This window comes from Alistipes sp. dk3624, from assembly GCF_009557455.1.
GTDB classification, from domain to species: Bacteria; Bacteroidota; Bacteroidia; order Bacteroidales; family Rikenellaceae; genus Alistipes_A; species Alistipes_A hominis.
Genome location: NZ_CP045651.1, coordinates 593,142 through 611,552, shown reverse-complemented (window position 1 = coordinate 611,552; position 18,411 = coordinate 593,142). Strand labels below are relative to the sequence as shown.

Here is an 18,411-nt window from a genome sequence, read left to right as displayed (position 1 = left end):
TCCTTATATTGTCTTAGTTGCAGTCCTCTTGCCCGTATTCCAACGATCCGATATACTTCGACTCGTCGAATCGGCCCGCTTCCGCGTCTTCGACGATTTGTTTGCACAGATCGGACAGTTCGCGTGCTTTTTCTTCGGTTTTGAAAGGGATCGATAGCGTCCATATTTCCTGATCGACGATACAGCGGAACACCGTCGTCTCGCCGTCTCCCATCAACAAGTTCGGTTCCAATTCTTTCGCTTTGAAATCGTCGATGAATGAAACAAACTTTGCGTATAGTTTTTCCGCAAATAAATCTGAAATCGGAATAATGAAAGTCTGTACCTGGTAGCGTTTCAAAGACTCTTTTTCCCGTTTTTCATTACGGATTCTGCTTTTCAGTATTGATAATTCCCTTTCTTCTTCCGACATTTTTTCTCTTTCGGCAATCTTGGCGTTCAGTTCTTGGATTGTATACCCTTTTACGGGGAATGCTTTCTGCATTTGCTTTTCAACCTCTTTCCAGTTTATAATACGTTTCACCTCGAGTGAGGATGACGTTTCGGACGAATCTTTTATGACGCGAATGCCGTATGCGCCTTCGAAAGAAGGTTCGACGACAAATTCGACTTTAGCATTGGTGTTTCCGAAAAGAACCTTTTCGAGTGGGCTTTTACTTTCAATATTATCCACACCTTCTACAGAGGTAGCGTGTAGTACAGAGGCATCGTGCTGCCGGGTCGTGTCGATTTTGAACAGGGTTCTTCTGATGCTGTATTTGTTCTCAATTATTTTTCTGAAATGTTGAGCGGAAGCAAACAATACAATAAAACATAGCGATACGGTGAAAGCGGTTTTTTTCATGATCCCCATTTTATAAATCAATAAACAGAAAACTAATCATAAACTAATCCATATTTGTCAAATTGGCGAAAAGCTCCGTCATGATAAATGCGCATGTCCAATCCATCCCATTGATATACTTCGATTCGTCGAATCGGCCCGCTTCCGCGTCTTCGATGATTCGTTTGCACAGATCGGACAGTTCGAGTATGTTTTCCACCCGAGGATTTTGGATAGTCAATGTCCAAACATCGTCATCGACGACGCAGCGGAAAGTCACACTGTAACCGTCGCCTGTCATTGCCGGTCTTCCTTTCATAGCAAAGCCTTCTATCGACGTAACCAACCCGGCATACAACGCTTCTGCGAATCGATGACTTATCGGAAACGTTTGTGTTTCGACCGCATAGAGTTTCAGCCTTTCTTTCTCTCTTTTGCGATACATGGCGTTGTTATGCTCTCGGGTTAACTTTCGTATGTTTTCCGGTGTTGAGAAATATATCTCGCCCGGAATGCCTATCGAAGGATATTTTTCAGACAGTCGATTTTCTACTTCTTTCCAGTTCGCGATACGTTTTACCTCCAGCAAATACGCATTGTTTGTTGAATCCTTTAAAATTCGCAATCCGTCCGGACTTTCGAATGAAGGAGACAGAAAATATTCGATCCTGGCATTGATGTCTCCGAAAAAAAGCATCTCGATGTCCGTTTTACTGTCGAAATTATAAGATCCGTGCGGAATCGTATTTTCGTCGTCGGTCTGTGTACAGTCGTCCCGGCTGTTGTTCTCGATTATTTTCCGATACTTCGTACTTTGTTGCGAAAAACCGAATGACGCGATAAAACACGATAAAACCGTTGCGTAGATAATTTTGTTCATTGAACTTGTTTTCAGGTTATTAAAATGAATCCATTCTAAATATAAAAATCATTTTAATGAAAAGCAAGATCGTTTCGTTTTTTTATAAACGGGGCGGGGTGTCCTTGGTGCTGTAAATTCGGATCGTCCATGACGCGGGGAAGCGAGGAGCGGGTAAGCCAGGGGAGCGAAACCGCCGTTTGCGGCGCGGCCTGTCCGCACCTTTCCGGCTTGTCCGGAATGACGGTTCCCCCTTCCGGCAGCGATGCGTCGGAAGGGGGAACGACTGTCCGGAAAGCGTTTCCGGAATTTTTTATTTCGACGGCTGCCGGTTTTTCCGCGCCCGGCGGCCCATTGCGACGCTGATGACGATCGGGATGGCCAGGAATACGACCGTGCCCGCGACGACCAGCCCCGTATAGAGCGCCGGGCTGCCTACCGGCAACTGAGACGGCGGGAAGAACGTTACGGTGAATGCGAACAGCACGGCGAGGAATCCGCCGCCGCCGATGCACCACATCCCGGCGTTGCCTCCCGGCACGCGGTAGCTGCGGGGCAGGTCGGGCTGCGTATAGCGCAGGCGGATGCCTGCGGCGTACATCATCATGTACATAATCAGGTAGAGCCCGATGGTGAGGGCGCTCAGTAGGAAAAAGGCGACGCTTACGTCTTTCATCACGATGTACAGCGACGAGAGCACCGAGACGATACAGCCTTGGATCACCAGGATGTTGACCTGGACGCCGTTCTTGTTGGTCTTTTTCATAAATTCGGGCAATTGGCCCTCTTTGGCCGTCCAGAGCAGGCCCCGGCTGGGTCCCGATATCCACGACATCACGCCCGCCAGGACGCCGAAAGCGATCAGCAGGCTCATGACGTTCGTGAGCCAGCCGATGCGGTAGTGCTTGAATACGATGTCGAACGTCGTGAACAGTCCCGATTGGAGGTTGATCTGGTCGTACGGCGTAATGACGGCTACGGCCAGCGAGCCGAGCGTGAAAAGCCCGAAGGAGATCAGCGCGGCCAGGAACATGGCTTTCGGAAACTGTTTCTGCGGCTCTTTGAGTTCGGGAGCGTGCACCGCGTGCACTTCGACGCCGGCGAAAAGCAGCAGGATACCCGCCAGGAACGCGATGTCGCTCATGCCCGTGATGTGCGGGAAAAGGCGGGGGTGCGCGTGCTGCGTCGCGTCGGCGCTTACGACCTGCGAAACGCTCGCCGGGATGTGTTCGAACGCGATTTCATTACCGCCGGCGATCCACGCCAGCGCCATCGCCACGATCACCACGCCCGGAAGCACCGTCCCGATCAGGAATCCCTTGCTCGTCAAGCCGGAAGCGGTCGCCGTGCCCCTCAGGGTCACCCACGTGGCCGCCCAATACATGACGATCGAAAACAGTCCGACGAAAACGCCGTTCTGCGCGAGGGCGGGCATCCCGATCATGTAGGCGATCGACGCCGCGGCGAATCCCAGCACGGTGGGATACCATACCACGTTCTGAATCCATTGGAGGAAGATCGCCGTGAACCCCATGTGCGGATTGAAAGCCTCTTTGACCCACGAATAGACGCCGCCGCCCCGGGAGGCGAAGGCGCTGCCCAGCTCGGCCCCGACCAGCGCGGCGGGGATAAGGAACAGGAACGTAGCGAAAAAAATGTAGAAGAACATCGTAAGTTCTTCCTGCGCCATCATCGGCAGTCCCCGCAGGCTGATTACGGCGGCGGCCGTCATCAGCGCGAGTTGCATGGTCGTAATGTTTTTGCTTTTAGCCATCGTGTCGGGAAATTCGAAAATACGTTTTTCGAATCTTTCAGTTTTCGTGCCAAAAGGGGAGCGTTTCGCCGCATTGCGTCTGCTTGCCGGCCCGGTCGTCGGCAATTCGGCGCGTCGGGGCCGGCAAGGGCGCAGGACAGCTTTCGATTCAGGGTATCCCAATACCTCACTGTTAGAAGCTGCAAATGCGCCTTCTTTTATGCTTTTCCCGATTGTAGTGTCTGGTAAGTTGCTGAAAATGTGTTTATAAAATCATTATTCGTCAATGTCGATAATATCTTTTAATTTTACATTGAGTGCAATAGAAATTTTATATAAAGTTCTAATTGTAAAATTGACTTTTCTTGTTTCGATACGCGACATATGCGTATGTATCTATCTATTACTTTGCGGTTATCCTGCTTGTTCTGTCGAAATTCCTTTGAAAAAATCTTCAATGGAGATGCCGAAGTATTTACACAAAATAGACAATGATGTCAATGAAATATTGGATTTGCCGATTTCTATTCTGCCGATATTAATATTGGTATGAAAATAAACTGTTTCTTGGGACAAACCTCGCTCTTCCCGTAGTGCTTTTAGCCTATCGGCGGTCCATTTCAACAATTCGTAATCATATCTTTCCCGTCCCATATTTAACAAAGAACCGGAGAAAATGAGTGTTTTAATAACGACAGTACTGTAATTGTTGGAAAATATATTGTATCTTTGTTTTCAATAAGGAATCATTTTAACCAACATCAAATAAAAAAGTTATGTTATCTTTGTGGAAACATTGTAATACGACATAGACGATAAATTTGCAGTAAAACTGCAAATTATAAAGGGTAAACAACTCTTTATGCCTAACTGTAAACTTAGGAAGCCTCTGTAATGAGGTTGTTTAAATCGGGTATAAAAGTTGCCAGTCCATGTTACGCCTTGACCGTTTGTGTCAAGGCTAACTTGGGCGTAGGGCAATTTTCCGATTTAAGGTTTCCTAAGACCTACAGTTAGAGAATATAAGTCCCTGCGCCCTCTTTTGTTGAAAGTTTGCCTGAATCAATATTCAAGGTTTGGTCTGAGAATATGTCGTAACGTCATTGTTTCTTCGTATTGAAAGAACGAATGCAACGTTGCAATGATTTTACGGTTGGCGGCTCAGGCGGTTGTATTCGGCAATGCGGTCGCAGCAGATTTTTTCGGTGATGTCACGCAGGCGTTCGACTTTAGGCATAAGGGCGTCGATGTCTTCTTTCGTGACGACGAAATCGTCGTTATACCGGGCTTCGACGTAGGCGCGTTGCAGCAGTCTGAACAGCCGTTCTTCTTCCGGGGTGTCACGCGGAAAGACCTTCGACAACTCCAGCGTGTAAGGCTTGCATTTTTCTATCAGAAGTTCGAGGTCGTGTTCTTTGTGCCCGTAGAGAATGTAGACCAACGGGATCGTTTTTATAAAATTTTCGGTTGCTTGATGAAGTTGGAATGAAGCGATAACGTACCACTCTTTTAAATAGTTGAATTTAGCCGTTTCGAAAAAACGCGATGCCTCGATAAATCTGTTATTATAGTATTTTTGCGCCATTTTTCTGATCTCCGGATAATTCAGATCGCGCGGCGTAGCTAATTGGTATTCCCCCGAATCGTAGAGTACGATACCCTGCGCCAGAATATCGACGTAGAAATAACGTCCCTCGGAAAGTGCGTTATTCAGTTTGGAAATACTTTCGTTGATGAATTGCGGATGCGTGTGAAACTCCGCATCCTTGCCTTCCAGAAAGCGGTTGCCGATACGGGCGGTCGCGGTGGACTCCCTGACTCCCAGCCGCTTTTTCGTGACTACCAACAGGTCGTAGTCGCTGATGTAAAACGTTCTCACGCCGAAGTCGCGGCGTTCGTCGCACTCGACGTAGGTGTTCCGGGCATAGCTGCCGTAAAGAATAACCATCACAACGTCCTTCACTTCGTCGCGGATCAGGCGGACGAGTTCGTGCAAATCGCGTTGTTTGCGTTCGGGCAGGAAGTCGATCGAGTTCTTCATACTCACAAAATTAGCAAGAAATTTCCAGAAATACATACCCGGCGCGGTTAATTGATTTTTATTCGTATCTTTGTTTTACGGTTTCTTAAAGCGGATTCGTTGTACAGGGGGCGGCTCGTGCCGTCCGGGAACGAACCTAAAAAGCAATTACTATGCAAACTTTAAGGAACTACGACGATTCGGCATAGCCGAAGGACATACTATAAAGGCAAACAACCTTTATACCTGACAGTGAACTTGGGAGCCTTTTCGGAGGTTGTTTAATCTGGGTATAACAGTTGTCAGTCCTTGTTATGTCCTGCCCTTAACGGGTAGGGCAGACAAGGGCGCAGGACAGCTTCCAGATTAAGGTTCCCAAGACCTGCTGTTAGGGGCTGCAAATGCGCCCTCTTTTTATGCCTTTTTCCGAACAGCTTCGGATTTCATCGGGCGCAGTAACGATCCGTTTTTTTAACTATTCGCCTTATGAAAAAAATCATTCAATCCCCTTCGTGGGATCGCATCGTCACGATACTTAAAAACGAAACGTTGTGCGTGAACGAGCTGGCCCGCCGCATCGGTCTGGAACGGCCGCACATGATCGAAGCCGCGAAAGACCCCGCGACGGGAATCTGTCCCGAACTGGCCGCGCGGATTCACTACGCTTTCCCGGCGTACAGCGTCGAATGGCTTCGCACGGGGCTGGGCCCTCACCCGGCCACGCGCGAGGAAGCGCACCCGCAGGCGGAGGTATCGCTGTCGGGGCGCTGGGCATTGCTTCGTACCGAGCACTACTGGAGCGACGGCCGCCGTCCGGGCGCGTGGCTTCCGGGCGAGATTTTCGAACCGGGCGTCGTCGTGTGGGTTTTCGGCCCGGACGGTCTGCTGGACCGTTACGAATCGTATCTGAAAGTCGCTACGGTTCCCTACGCGTTCGACCGACCGCGCGGGTGGCTGTTGCACGAAGGCCGCCCGGTGCTGGTCGATAAGCTGACCCCGGTCGAACTGGAGTTCCTCGACTGGTCGGACATGGGGACGAGCCCCGTCGTGCGTTTCGTATTCAAAAAGGAGGAGTTCGTTTAGCGCCGGGAGCGCGCAAAAGAAGACCCTGCGGCCGCAATTCCCGTTGCGGCCGCAGGGCTTCCTGCGTTTCGGTCGTCTGAAATCCGGCCGTACGGCGCGTCTGTGCCCGTGCGACCGGACGGTCAGCGGATTTCGTTCCGTCCGCTGCGAAGCGTCAGGGTCCGGTCGCCGTGGCGGTAAGTTCTTTCGAGTCCTTCGGGCAGGACGATCGCCCCGTTCTCCCGGAAAAGCCTCGCCCGTACTTCGTCCTGCGAATATTTGCAGGCGTTGTCGATCTGTTTTTAGATGCAATTTTTTTGCAACTGATAATTTTTATATTTATATTGCGATAGATATGGAACGAAAAACGGGTATAACTCAGGCAATCAAGACTGCGGGACTGAAAGTCACCCCGCAGCGCAGGATGGTTTACGAGGTGATGCAGGAGCTGCGGCATGCTTCCGTCGATACGGTTATCGAGAAAGTGCGCGAACGCAATCCGGATATCACGGTGTCGACTATTTACCGGATTCTGGATTCGTTTTGTAGGGCGAAGGTGCTCTCTTCGGTCGGCAATCCCGCCGATGGGAAACATTATTTCGACATAACGGTCGGGAATCACCATCACCTGTTCGACGGACAGAAGATTGCGGACTACGACGATCCGGAGCTTACACGGCTGATTTATCGCTATCTGGCAGGAAAATTGCCCGGCGACACGAATATCGACAAGATACAGGTGCAAATTATTATTAACCATTTAAAATCCGAATGATTATGGAAAAGAAAAAAATGACTACGGCTTCCGGTCGTCCAGTGGCCGATAACCAGAACGTACAGACGGCCGGCCGGCCGGGTCCGATGCTTCTGCAAGATCCCTGGTTTTTGGAAAAACTTTCGCATTTCGACCGCGAGGTGATCCCCGAACGGCGTATGCATGCCAAGGGTTCGGGCGCTTACGGTACGTTCACCGTGACGCACGACATTACCAAGTATACCCGCGCCTCGATCTTCTCGGAAGTAGGTAAGAAAACGGAATGCTTCGTGCGTTTTTCGACCGTCGCCGGCGAGCGCGGCGCAGCCGATGCAGAGCGCGACATTCGCGGTTTCGCCATGAAGTTCTATACCGAAACGGGCAACTGGGATCTGGTGGGCAACAACACCCCGGTTTTCTTCCTGCGCGATCCGCTGAAGTTCCCCGACCTGAACCACGTCGTCAAGCGCGATCCGCGCACCAACATGCACAGCGCCAACAGCAACTGGGACTTCTGGACTTCGTTGCCCGAAGCGCTTCATCAGGTGACTATTACCATGAGCGATCGCGGTATCCCCGCTTCGTACCGCCACATGCACGGTTTCGGCAGCCATACGTTCAGTTTTATCAACAAGGACAATGTACGCACCTGGGTGAAATTCCACTTCAAGACCCTGCAGGGGATCAAGAATCTTACCGACGAAGAAGCTATGGAATTGATCGGCCGCGACCGGGAATCGCATCAGCGGGACCTTTACGAAGCCATCGAGCGGGGCGACTTTCCGCGCTGGGAACTCAAAGTACAGTTGATGACCGAGCAGGAGGCCGACGGTTACCGCATCAATCCGTTCGACCTGACTAAGGTATGGCCGCATGCGGACTTTCCGCTGCACGATGTCGGCGTGTTGGAACTCAATCGCAATCCGGAAAACTATTTTGCCGAAGTCGAACAGTCGGCCTTTAATCCGATGAACGTGATCGACGGTATCGGTTTCTCGCCCGACAAGATGTTGCAGGGCCGCCTGTTCTCGTACCGCGATGCCCAGAACTACCGCCTCGGGGTCAACCACGGTCAGATTCCCGTGAACCGTCCCCGATGCCCGTTCCATTCGTACCACCGCGACGGGATGATGCGTACCGACGGTAACAATGGCTCGGCGATCGGTTATGAGCCCAACAGCTACGGCGAGTGGCAGGACAGCCCCGAAATGAAGGAACCGCCTTTGAAGCTGCACGGCGACGCTTACAACTACAACGAGCGCGAATACGACGAAGATTATTACAGTCAGCCGGGCGATCTGTTCCGATTGATGTCGCCCGGACAGCAGAAGGCGCTGTTCAAGAACACGGCGGCCAACATGGGCGACTCGGAACTGTTCATCAAGCAGCGGCACGTACGGAACTGCCATAAGGCCGATCCGGCTTACGGTCGAGGCGTGGCCGAGGCGCTGGGTATTTCGCTGGAAGATGCGCTCCAATCGGCAAAGTAATATTGTGAGAACGAATTAATCTCTTTTCCTGACGGGTATGCTGGTGGCGCTACTCGTGGCCGGGGCCCATCACTGACAAAATCGATGCTATTTATTTTTACTGCAAACGGGGGTACAAATTTGTACCCCCGTTTGCAGTAAAATGCTCCGTCCTGCCGGCTTTCGAAAAGGCGGTATGCCTCCCCGATCCGGCTCAATGGAAAGCGGTGCGTAATGAGCGGCATGGTGTCGATCTTGCCCTGTCCGATCGGGCGCAGTCGCAGCCATCCATGCCGCCGATACAGAAGGTGAGGTTCTTGCCATACATATCCGCTAAAAGCAGTGTCTGCGGCCGGTCGTAAAATGCCACTGCGGTGACGACGACCTTGGGCCGAACGCACTCCCAGGGCAAGTGGAGCGTATCGACGGCTCCCGCCGCTTCCAGCGCCGCGTCAGCCCTTCCGCGATCGCTGTGGTGCAGTGCGAAATCTCGGCATACCTCCGGTTCGGTAACCAGCGCATCGGAGTAATATTCCCGCACGAAACGAATCCGTTCGGGCGACTTTTCACAGACGATGATGCGCCGGGAGTATTTCAGCAGCACGCAGAGTAGGGTGCAGTTCACAAAGCCGGGGCTTTATCGGTATAACGTTAAAATCTGTTAGGGCTCTGTGAAATCGCCGTTTTTTAAATCTGAGTATTTAGGATTATAAGCGCATTCGGTCACATTCCACCGCGTAGTATCGATATAAGGAACCAAAGCCGTGAACCCTGAGAAATCTTTCAGGCTTTTCAGGTTGTCGACGGTAACGCTGTTTACGGAAGTCAGCTTCCCGAAATCGAGCGATGTGATCGCCGTATTCGGCTTGAGAAGAGCTATGGTAGATGTCGGGCCGACAAAAAGGTTTCCTCCGATGGCGGTAAGGGCCGGCATACCGATGGATTGCGGTGTGCCCGGACGTCCGGTTGCAAAAGTCATGTTGCCGCCGATCGTTTCCAGAGCAGGCAAGGTAAAAGACGTCGCTTTTGTCAAGGTGGTGATAACCGCTTCGAATTCGCCTCCCACCCGCTTTAGGTTCGGCATTTCGAAGGATGGGCAGCCGCCCATTTTGGTCAGGGTCAAATCACCGAGGATCTCTTCGACGGGCAGCGACACGGCATCGGACGGATTGGCGTTGATCGTCAATCCGCCCATTACCCGAAATCCTTCGATAACGGGCAGTTTAGTAGCCGAACTATTATTCAGGTTTAGCGTGCCTTCAAAACGGTCGGGACCGATGATCTTATCGATCAGCATACTGGAACCCGAAAGCGTGATATCGCCGGTGATGCCGGATTGGGTGAAGTCCAGTTCTCCTCCATCGACAGGAATATTGTTCAGTCCTAGACCGCCTATGTTTTTCAGAGTCCCCAGCTTGTCGAAAGAAAAGGTCAGTTCCTTCACCCCGTCCAGGCTCAGTATCCCGCCTACGGTTTCGAGTTTGCCGAATACGCCCAGATCGGACAGGGTCATCGAGGTCAAAGTAAGATCACTCGTCACGGTCGTCAGGGAGGAAAAGTCGAGCGAAGTGAGGCTGCTATTGCAAATGATGCTCCAGGCTTTTTTCAGCGTAGGGAATTTATAGGAGGTCAATTGGCTGCACCTCTTGAAGTCGATGCTATAGGAGGTCGTCTCTTCCAGCGCCGGACAAGAGAGTTCGGTAAACTCCCTGCAATCTTCCAAATATATTCCGCCCACGATTTTCAGGGCCGGAACATCCAACTCGACCAATTGTCGTAGACTGTATAAATATAACCGTTTCCCGATGGTTTGAAGCGCGCCCAGCGAGATTTTTTGCACCTGTGCCTGGTTATTGTTGAGCTGTTGAATCTGGAGTTCTCCACCGATCGAAACGAGGGCGGACAACGATATTTCTTCCATTTTGTCGGCTTTCAGTATGAAATCCCCGTCAACCCGTGAAAGGCCCGCAAGATCCAGCGACGTGAGTTCGCCGCTGCATATTTCGGCGTTCATGCTTACGGCCTCCAGCGCGGGCAACGAAAGGCTCTGCACCTCGTCGGCCAGACTGCTCAATCGAAGGGCTCCGGTGCGCTGTAGGTTTTCGAGCTTTATTTCCGGCAGGGTACAGTATTCGCCTATGGTCAGGATGTAACGCACGTTTTTAAGGTTCTGCAATCCGTCGAGATTGGTAATGGGATCGTCTTCCGACGTTTCGGTTCCGACCGACAGGTTCCCGTCGATCGTTTCTATGCCCATCGTCGCAAACGCATCTACCGACGCCTGGGTGTTCAATACGAAATCTCCTTTCGTGTCGGCTTCTGTACGTACCAGCGAATAATGATAGGTTCGCTGCGTCTGGTTGTACGATACGGCTGTGAAATCACGGGACGCCTCCCAATCCGTAATCGAAGCCGGATCGGGCGAAACCGCCACGTGTTCGCAGGTTTCCAATACGACCGCGGCTCCGGACAGATCGGCACCGGCCGGAACGGTAACGGTTATGTTGTTATCGGCGATAATAGCCGGCCACTCCTGCTCCCCGTTTACCAGTTTAAAAGAGGTGATATAGTTGTCGCTCCCTACGAAGTCGTTGTTCTCCTTTTCGCACCCTGCCAACAGCAGTGAAAAGAACGCGACGCACAGTAAATTGATCTTATTTTTCATGATATTTTGTACTGTTTGGTTAATTATTGCTTTCCGGAGTGTATTTTCCATCGAGCATATCCTGATAAGTCGGGTCGTAAACGCCTTGCCTTGTCTCCCATGTCGTTTCGTTCAGGCTCGGAATGACCTTTTTGAATGTCGAAAAATCGGTCATCCCGATGCGGCTGATATATACCGACCCGGCCGATTCAAGGTTGTCGAAATTCCAACTGGATATTCCCGTGCTTGCACCCAGATTACGGTTTATAATGGACAGTTTTCCTCCAACGGTCGTCAGGGCTGAGAAATCCAGCGATCCTGGGCCTGTTTGAGTGGATACTTCGATCTCTATACTCCCGCCTATCGAGGTCAGGGCGGGAACGGAAAATCCGTCCGGGAATATTCCTTTTATATCCAGATTGATACTGGCGTCACCGGTGATGGTTTCCAAAAGCGGGAAATTGAAAGTACGCACATCCTCCGCTTTGCTGGTGTAGAGTCCGCCGAAAGTCAGGCCGCCTATGCTGACCAGATTCTGAGCGTTTACCTTGCGGAAATATTGATGGTTCGTATATATGCGTAGTAAGCCTGTAATACGGGTAAGGTTCCCAAGGTCGGCCACCTCTATTCCCATCGTGGTGAACTGTAGGTTAAGGCTCCCGATCTGCTTGATCCCTTCGAAAAGGGGCATTTTCGTGACTCCGAAATAGTTGGTTCCGTCCATCGTAACGTCGCATTCGAGCACTTCGGGGCCGACGATCTTCGGCACGTTGAGCGTCGATCCGGTCAGTTGCAGTTTGGAAGTTACCTGAAGGTTCGTCAGGTCGAGTTCGCCGCTGATAGGGATGCGGTCGAGTATCAGTTCGCCTACGCTTTGCAGCGACTCCATTCCGTCGAAAGACTCGACCAGTTCCATATTCGTCAGGGATATTTTAGCCGCCGTTTTCAGGGACTTGAACCCGTCGAGGTTCATAATGGTCAGGGTCTGAAGGTCGAGGATGCCCACCTCGGCAAGGGCGGTGAAATCGACAAAACCTACCGTGCCGTCCAGGATATTGACGCTGCCCGCTTTTTTCAGGGTCGGAAATTGCACTTCCGACAGCGAATTGTTACCCGAGAGGGTCAGTTCCCCGGTCAGGTTTTCGAGTATCGTATTGGTCAAATTGGATATCTTGACACATCCGGTCATGCTGAATCCCCCGGCGGAGGCCAGATCAGGCAGATCGACCGCGGTCATCTGGGGAATATCCGAAAGGGAAAGCGTACCCCCCAACTCTTTCAGGGCCGGCAGGGAGAATGTCTCCAGTTTCGTACCGTTGCGGCCGGATGTAAACGAGAGGTCGCCCCGTACCGTCTCCAGCGAGGTCAGGTCTATGGCATTCAGTTCATCTGTATTGACGGTCATATTCCCGCCGACACGGACCAGTGCCGGCATTTCGATCCGCTGTATATGGGGTTGCCTGATCGTTATCCCGGATACTACTTCAGTCAGCGAGGGCAGGACGATGTTTTTCAGGTTTTTGCAGATAATATTATTGCCCCTGTCATCTGTCGTGCGCGTCAATCCGTACATGCTGCGAAGGCTTTTCAAGTTCAGGGTTTCCCCGGCGAACGTTTCGTTGACGATGACGTTATACTCGACCTCCAGCAGGTTTTCCAGTCCTTCCAGGTTGCGGATGGAATCGAAGGCCGGGCCCCCTTTTTCCGCGCCGATGATCAGGTTCCCCCGGATGACGTCTATTCCCGAACGGGCGAATGCGTCCACATCGGCCTGCGTGTTCAGTACGACGTTGCCGTCGGTGCTGACTTCGGGATGAATGATGCGGTAGCGGTAGATCCTGTCGCTGTTGTTATACGAAGTGGCGATGAACTGGTATTCTTCGCCCCAATCGGTTATGGTCGACGGATCGGGGGTCAGCCTCATGTTCTCGCACAGGACGATATCGGGTTTCCCCTGGCTCAGGTCGGTGCCTTTCGGGACGGTAAGACGGATCTCGTTATCCAGTATGACGGCCTTGTAACTTTCCGAACCCACTTTCATTTCGAACGATATGATGTGGTTGTCCGTTCCGGCGAAATCGCTCTCCTCCTTGCTGCATCCGGCCAGTATCAATCCGGCGAGCGAGGCGCAGAAAATATTTTTCAGTATATTTCTCATGGTTTAATGTTGTTAAGATTATTGAATCGCGGCTTCCGGATCGAGAGATGCGTAGCCGAATACCTCGGTCGAGTTTTCGCCCAGTGCGCCGGCCGAAACGTTCAGGGCCGTATGCACCTTGATAAAGTCGATATATTTCAGGTTTGCCGGTTTCCCGTCCGGGGTGATGGCGTCGCTGATACGGATACGGTTGCCCGAGGCAGTTTGCTGGGTCATGGGATTCTTTGTTGTTATGAGGTCTGTCGTACTGTAATTGTCCACATAGCCCCAGTCGAACGATTTGTTTTTCCAGATACCGCCTTCCTGCACCGTCCTCGGTTCGAGGCGCGTTCCGCGGAGCGTGTAGCTGTTCGGCCTGATCCATTTCGGATACATGGACGAAGTTCCGTGATTGATAAAGCCCATGCTGCCGTTGTTTCCCTGGTTGTCCGACCAGCGGATAGCGGATTTTTCGGAACGGTAATAAGTGATCGCGTAATCCTGGATCGTTTCGGGTTTGCCCGTTTCGCTGCCTTTCACTTCGTACCACGTATCGTTGGGAAGTCCGTCGCCATTCTCGTCCTGCATGACGTATACGATACCGGGTTCGGAACTTCCATCGAACGGGTTGCCGAACACACAGAAATCATAATCGCCGTTGCTGCTGACAATGCTGTGGCTGCAATATACGGTCAGGTAGCCGCCGAAACCGCCGAGGCTGACGTAGTTGCCTTCGTTCAGGCGTTTTTGGGCGTATGCATTGGCTTCTTCGTAGGTAGTCGCTTCATAACCCGCATTGACGAACTGGCCCGGAGCAGCCACGAATTCCATGACGGTAAAGCGTTCCGTGCCGGCATAAGGGCGGAAGCGGTTCATTTCATTGTCCGTACCGACGCAATTTACCTGGATCGTTGCGGATGCGGTATTGCTTTCGCTTTGGGTAAGATTCCGGGAAAGCACGGACCGGACCTGTGGCGTATGATTGGTAACGGTCAATTTTACCGTGTATTCCTTTTGTTCCGCAGGCGTGAAATTGAAATACGGGGTTGTAACGCCTTCCTGCTCGATGTCGTCCACGCTCCAACTGTAAGTCGGATCGACCGCATTGACGATAATGGGCTTGAGGAAAACGGAACGCCCTTCCATTACTGTGCGGGGAGCCGATTTGATGTGGGAAACAGGATCGGTCGTCTCGATTCTAAGCGTCGGGCTCTCTTCGACGCGGACAATCGTTTCGTACTCGGTTGTTCCGTCTTCGTTGGTAGCCACAAGCTTTACCTGGTAATCGCCCGTTTCGGTCTTGGTGAAAACCTGATCTTTGTCCGTCCCCGCCTTTTCATTGTCGATATACCATTGGTAGGTCGCCCCCTCGCTGTTCTGTACATCGGGCGAAAGGGTCAGTTCCGTATTCACATAAGTGACGATACCGCCTTCGGGCACAGCCAACGATATGACGGGAGGCGCCATCTCAAGGACGTCGACGCGCATCTCTTTTTCGGCATAACCGTTCTTGGTGTCAACCCTCAGCGTAACGTAATACTCGCCCGTTTTGTCCGAGCGGAAAATACAGACCGGTTGCGTACAGATGATTTTCCCGTCCTGTTTCCACGAATATATGCCGCCGTCGCCGTGTTCCACGGTGGCTTCAAGCACGATATCGCGGTTGACCTTTCCGGTGTAGATGCTGGTCGAACTACTCAATGTGATTTTCGGCGCGAGTGCATCGTTCACATCGTCTTTGCTACAGGCTGCGAACAAAATACAGCCGAGCAACAGGCATAACCAAGATGTTTGGTACATGTTTTTCATAGCGTAATAAATTATAAATGTTGATTATGAACTATTCCAGAGGTCGGAGTTTCCGTTTGGTAAATGCAAAATGGGCGGGAATATCCCCCGTAGTAGCCGACCATTTTTTCATGCCTTGGGGCGAGAAGCAGTATATCGTTCCCGGTGTTACGTAGTCCCGGGCATCGGTAGCGAAGATTTCACGCGTAACGGGATTGACCGCTATCCCGTATGGTGAGACTATGCTTTTTTCCGTTCCGTCTTTAATAAAATTGCGGGAGACGATCTTTTTCGTTTTGACGTTGACGATGGCATACGATTTTTTCCATGAATTGGTAACGTAGCTCCATTCGTTACTGTAAACATAAAGGGAATCGCCGCACCGGGTCATTTCACTGTTGGGAAGCAGATCCAGCACGTCGGTCACTTTATCCGTCCGGCTGTCGATAACAAGGGTTTTCGACGATGTCCCGTAATAATCTCCGCGGGACGAAACCCATATCTGGCCGTAGACATCCAATTCCATTCGGTGGAGATTGATGACGCCGGTTTCTATTTTTTTTATTTCGGTGAATGTCTCCAGGTCGACCACCGACACCGTACAATCATAATTCGGGTACCGGTATCCGCCTGAATTGGCTACGTATAGTTTATCTCCGGCCACCACCATTTCTTCGGGCTGGTATCCGACATCGCATGTACCTATTATCTCGAGGGTTGCCGTATCTACCTTGGCAATGTATCCGAGCCGGTAATTAGGATCGGATTCCACTACCGGGCCAGCATAAGAACTCACATAAGCATATTTGCCTTTGAACGCGATATAGCGGCAGTTGGGAATAGAAAAAACACCAATGTGCTTAGCCGTATTCACATCCATTACTTCGACGAAATTGGAGCAGTTGATGACGGCATACAAACGGCTGCCGTATATCTGCAAATCATTGCCCACATCGCCGAGCTCTTTCACTACTCCCGGATTGCGTTCTGCATAAATATTTTTGGTATATACTCCGGTTTCATAATCGAAATAATCGAGCGTGGCTTTATTGTTGCCCATATTGCCTTCGTTGAGCAGGAAAAAACCCTTGATCTCGCCGGGATTTGGATCCGGATAAACTACCTGTAAGGATGTCGAAGGGACAATCTCCTCCTCTTTGCGACAGGATGTAACGCACACGATTGCCGCCAGTATCAGGACATATATCAGTTTGTTGTTTTTCATATCGTTATGTTTATTTTAATTTTTAAATTCGTCCCGTGCATCAGGTAGCACTTGGGCGATCTCGTATTGTTGGTTGAAAATATTGTTGACTTCAGCCGTAATCCGTATGCCTACCCGGTTCCACTGAAAATTCTTGGACAACGACATATCGCGGGTGTACCACGGCTGTGAGTTGTTCACCGGTATAGAGGCCATAATCTTTAGCCGATTGGAACCCTGCCGAGGAATTGCCGCACGTTCTATATCCGATATCCCAAAAGGGAAATCATGATTTTTCTTTTGTTGCAAGGTGTTTATTTTCAGTTGTTTGTGTGCAAAGTTATTCGTTTATACAATTTACCTCTGCAATTGACCGAACAGAACAAACGCACTGAATGTTTGAGAAAGTCAATTACCTACCGCCCGTGTTCCCGCAGGGGTAAATCTTCGTTGTCGCAAGGCAGGTCTTCTGACTCGTTTCCTCCGCTGCGCCTTCCCAGTTTAAAACCAGTGGCAAAGAGTGCGCGAAGTTGCCCAATCAGGGCTGAAACTCACAGCAACGGGTATTGTCGCCGATTCTCACGGCATTCCCTTATTATTTCCGGCAACAGAATAACTTCCGGAAAACCTTGCGACGCAAAGTTAAAAAAATATTTGTTTTATCGCTTTAAAATACAATGGAACATATTGCCAGATATGTGGAAGAAAGACATTTTATTCAAACGAGGACTTGCCGGTATCGGCTGGTGTCTGTCTTACCTGCTACGTAACGAGCAGGTCGAAAGCGACATGAATAGTATTTTGAGGGCTACCGATGCCGTGATTTTTCGGCGAATGGTTACGATGATTCAAGAGCCGCTACTACGGGATCTGTCCCGTTCGGTCGGGATCGGACTCTATGCAGTGAACAGGGATAGTCGTTTGTTTCAGGAGTTGTTGCGACGTTATGTTCTGGAATTATGTAGTCTGAGACAAAGGATCTAAGTACTCGCACAGCCGTTTGGAACGATTGCGGGCTTTATTCGACCGAAGGGTAAAATTGCAGATAAGCATCCCGATATCGCGCATTCATTCGATGTGCAAGACTATTTTTACGATTTACTGGAAGTCATGCCTATACAGGATCTCGATCTGAAATCGCAGTTTCTTATGGTAGATAAGGAAATTTGTCGTCCCGTAGCACTGAACGAACTGAATCGCCGCGCCCGCTGGACGGTCGAAAATGTGAAAGTCCTGCAATCTGAGGGGGCCGTACAGGCATTCAATACCAGTGTAACTTCATATGTTAACAACTCTACTCGGCTGTTCCGCTCCGTTCCAGTAACTCCAGAAGCGGCGGGGCGATTTCAATCTGTTCGCATTTGAGGGACGAAATCAATTCCTTTCCCTTCGGGGTTAACGAAAAATACATCTGACGCTTGTCTTTTGTGCCTATCACGCGCTCGACCAGTCCTTTTTTCTCGATCGAGCCGATCACTTTCGAGTTATTCGACGAAGTCAGTCCCAACAGCTCGCCGATTTCTCCCGAAGAGAGGCTGCCGGCTTTGAGCAACGAACACAGCGCCATTCCTTCGTTCAAACAAATTCCGTATGTTTTTTCAAATCCTTGCTCGAATTGGTTGACCGCGCGCTGAATGTCGCGTATTTTACAGAGTCTATCCATGTCTTTGATGTTTCGGTGCATGTTGCAGTATTTTAGTTATTTACCGCATTCGGTTTTCAAAAAGTTATTCATTGTCTTTTCTCTTTTTGGAACAGTCCGAACAACAGCGCCCGTCGACGCATTCCGGGCGACGAGGCGATCAGGCTCGCAGCCTACAAGTCCTCGATAGAGATTTCCGCCGGGGGAATCGTGGCAATGCTGAGCCGGATGATCCCAAACCTGTTCATGATCCTTT

General features: G+C 50.8%; 14 protein-coding genes, 1 pseudogene and 1 riboswitch. Of the genes and pseudogenes, 3 read left to right on the top strand and 12 right to left on the bottom strand.

Features of this window, described 5'->3' with window-relative positions:
* Window positions 1-13: 13 nt before the first annotated feature.
* From GFH31_RS02615 to GFH31_RS02595, 5 genes are all read right to left on the bottom strand, one after another.
* Window positions 14-844 (bottom strand): hypothetical protein, encoded by an 831-nt coding sequence (locus GFH31_RS02615; protein ID WP_153498270.1) that lies wholly within the window; start codon window positions 842-844, stop codon window positions 14-16.
* Between the two features lie 43 nt (window positions 845-887).
* The gene (locus GFH31_RS02610) at window positions 888-1,703 is read right to left on the bottom strand and encodes a hypothetical protein (protein ID WP_153498271.1); all 816 of its coding nucleotides are present in this window, start codon (window positions 1,701-1,703) and stop codon (window positions 888-890) included.
* A 292-nt stretch (window positions 1,704-1,995) separates the two neighbouring features.
* The gene (locus GFH31_RS02605) at window positions 1,996-3,456 is read right to left on the bottom strand and encodes an amino acid permease (protein WP_153498272.1); all 1,461 of its coding nucleotides are present in this window, start codon (window positions 3,454-3,456) and stop codon (window positions 1,996-1,998) included.
* A gap of 393 nt (window positions 3,457-3,849) precedes the next feature.
* Complete coding sequence (locus GFH31_RS02600; RefSeq protein WP_101572754.1) at window positions 3,850-4,089, bottom strand: helix-turn-helix domain-containing protein; 240 nt, start codon at window positions 4,087-4,089, stop codon at window positions 3,850-3,852.
* Window positions 4,090-4,582: 493 nt separating this feature from the next.
* Window positions 4,583-5,476 (bottom strand): HEPN domain-containing protein, encoded by an 894-nt coding sequence (locus tag GFH31_RS02595; RefSeq protein WP_118657264.1) that lies wholly within the window; start codon window positions 5,474-5,476, stop codon window positions 4,583-4,585.
* A 465-nt stretch (window positions 5,477-5,941) separates the two neighbouring features.
* On the opposite strand from GFH31_RS02595, the gene GFH31_RS02590 reads away from it, so the two are divergent.
* The 3 genes from GFH31_RS02590 (at window position 5,942) to GFH31_RS02580 (ending at window position 8,761) form a co-directional block, all read left to right on the top strand.
* Window positions 5,942-6,538, top strand: coding sequence for a hypothetical protein (locus GFH31_RS02590; RefSeq protein WP_153498273.1), 597 nt, complete (start codon window positions 5,942-5,944; stop codon window positions 6,536-6,538).
* Between the two features lie 334 nt (window positions 6,539-6,872).
* The gene (locus tag GFH31_RS02585; RefSeq protein WP_101573921.1) at window positions 6,873-7,292 is read left to right on the top strand and encodes a Fur family transcriptional regulator; all 420 of its coding nucleotides are present in this window, start codon (window positions 6,873-6,875) and stop codon (window positions 7,290-7,292) included.
* A gap of 2 nt (window positions 7,293-7,294) precedes the next feature.
* Window positions 7,295-8,761, top strand: coding sequence for a catalase (locus GFH31_RS02580; RefSeq protein WP_153498274.1), 1,467 nt, complete (start codon window positions 7,295-7,297; stop codon window positions 8,759-8,761).
* Window positions 8,762-8,907: 146 nt separating this feature from the next.
* On the opposite strand, the pseudogene GFH31_RS02575 reads toward GFH31_RS02580, so the two are convergent.
* The 7 genes and pseudogenes from GFH31_RS02575 to GFH31_RS02545 form a co-directional block, all read right to left on the bottom strand.
* Window positions 8,908-9,359, bottom strand: a pseudogene (locus GFH31_RS02575) (alcohol dehydrogenase); the annotation flags it as partial.
* 42 nt (window positions 9,360-9,401) lie between these two features.
* Window positions 9,402-11,405: a hypothetical protein gene (locus GFH31_RS02570; protein ID WP_153498275.1), complete on the bottom strand. Its 2,004-nt coding sequence runs from the start codon at window positions 11,403-11,405 to the stop codon at window positions 9,402-9,404.
* 19 nt (window positions 11,406-11,424) lie between these two features.
* On the bottom strand, window positions 11,425-13,542 hold the full coding sequence (locus GFH31_RS12840; RefSeq protein ID WP_228385783.1) for a hypothetical protein: 2,118 nt from the start codon (window positions 13,540-13,542) through the stop codon (window positions 11,425-11,427).
* 18 nt (window positions 13,543-13,560) lie between these two features.
* Window positions 13,561-15,330: a PKD-like domain-containing protein gene (locus tag GFH31_RS02560; protein WP_118458295.1), complete on the bottom strand. Its 1,770-nt coding sequence runs from the start codon at window positions 15,328-15,330 to the stop codon at window positions 13,561-13,563.
* 31 nt (window positions 15,331-15,361) lie between these two features.
* On the bottom strand, window positions 15,362-16,534 hold the full coding sequence (locus tag GFH31_RS02555) for a YncE family protein (RefSeq protein WP_101573929.1): 1,173 nt from the start codon (window positions 16,532-16,534) through the stop codon (window positions 15,362-15,364).
* Window positions 16,535-16,549: 15 nt separating this feature from the next.
* On the bottom strand, window positions 16,550-16,729 hold the full coding sequence (locus GFH31_RS02550; protein ID WP_145996580.1) for a hypothetical protein: 180 nt from the start codon (window positions 16,727-16,729) through the stop codon (window positions 16,550-16,552).
* 225 nt (window positions 16,730-16,954) lie between these two features.
* Window positions 16,955-17,160, bottom strand: a riboswitch (cobalamin riboswitch).
* Between the two features lie 647 nt (window positions 17,161-17,807).
* Window positions 17,808-18,176: a winged helix DNA-binding protein gene (locus GFH31_RS02545; protein ID WP_101574038.1), complete on the bottom strand. Its 369-nt coding sequence runs from the start codon at window positions 18,174-18,176 to the stop codon at window positions 17,808-17,810.
* Window positions 18,177-18,411 lie beyond the last annotated feature (235 nt).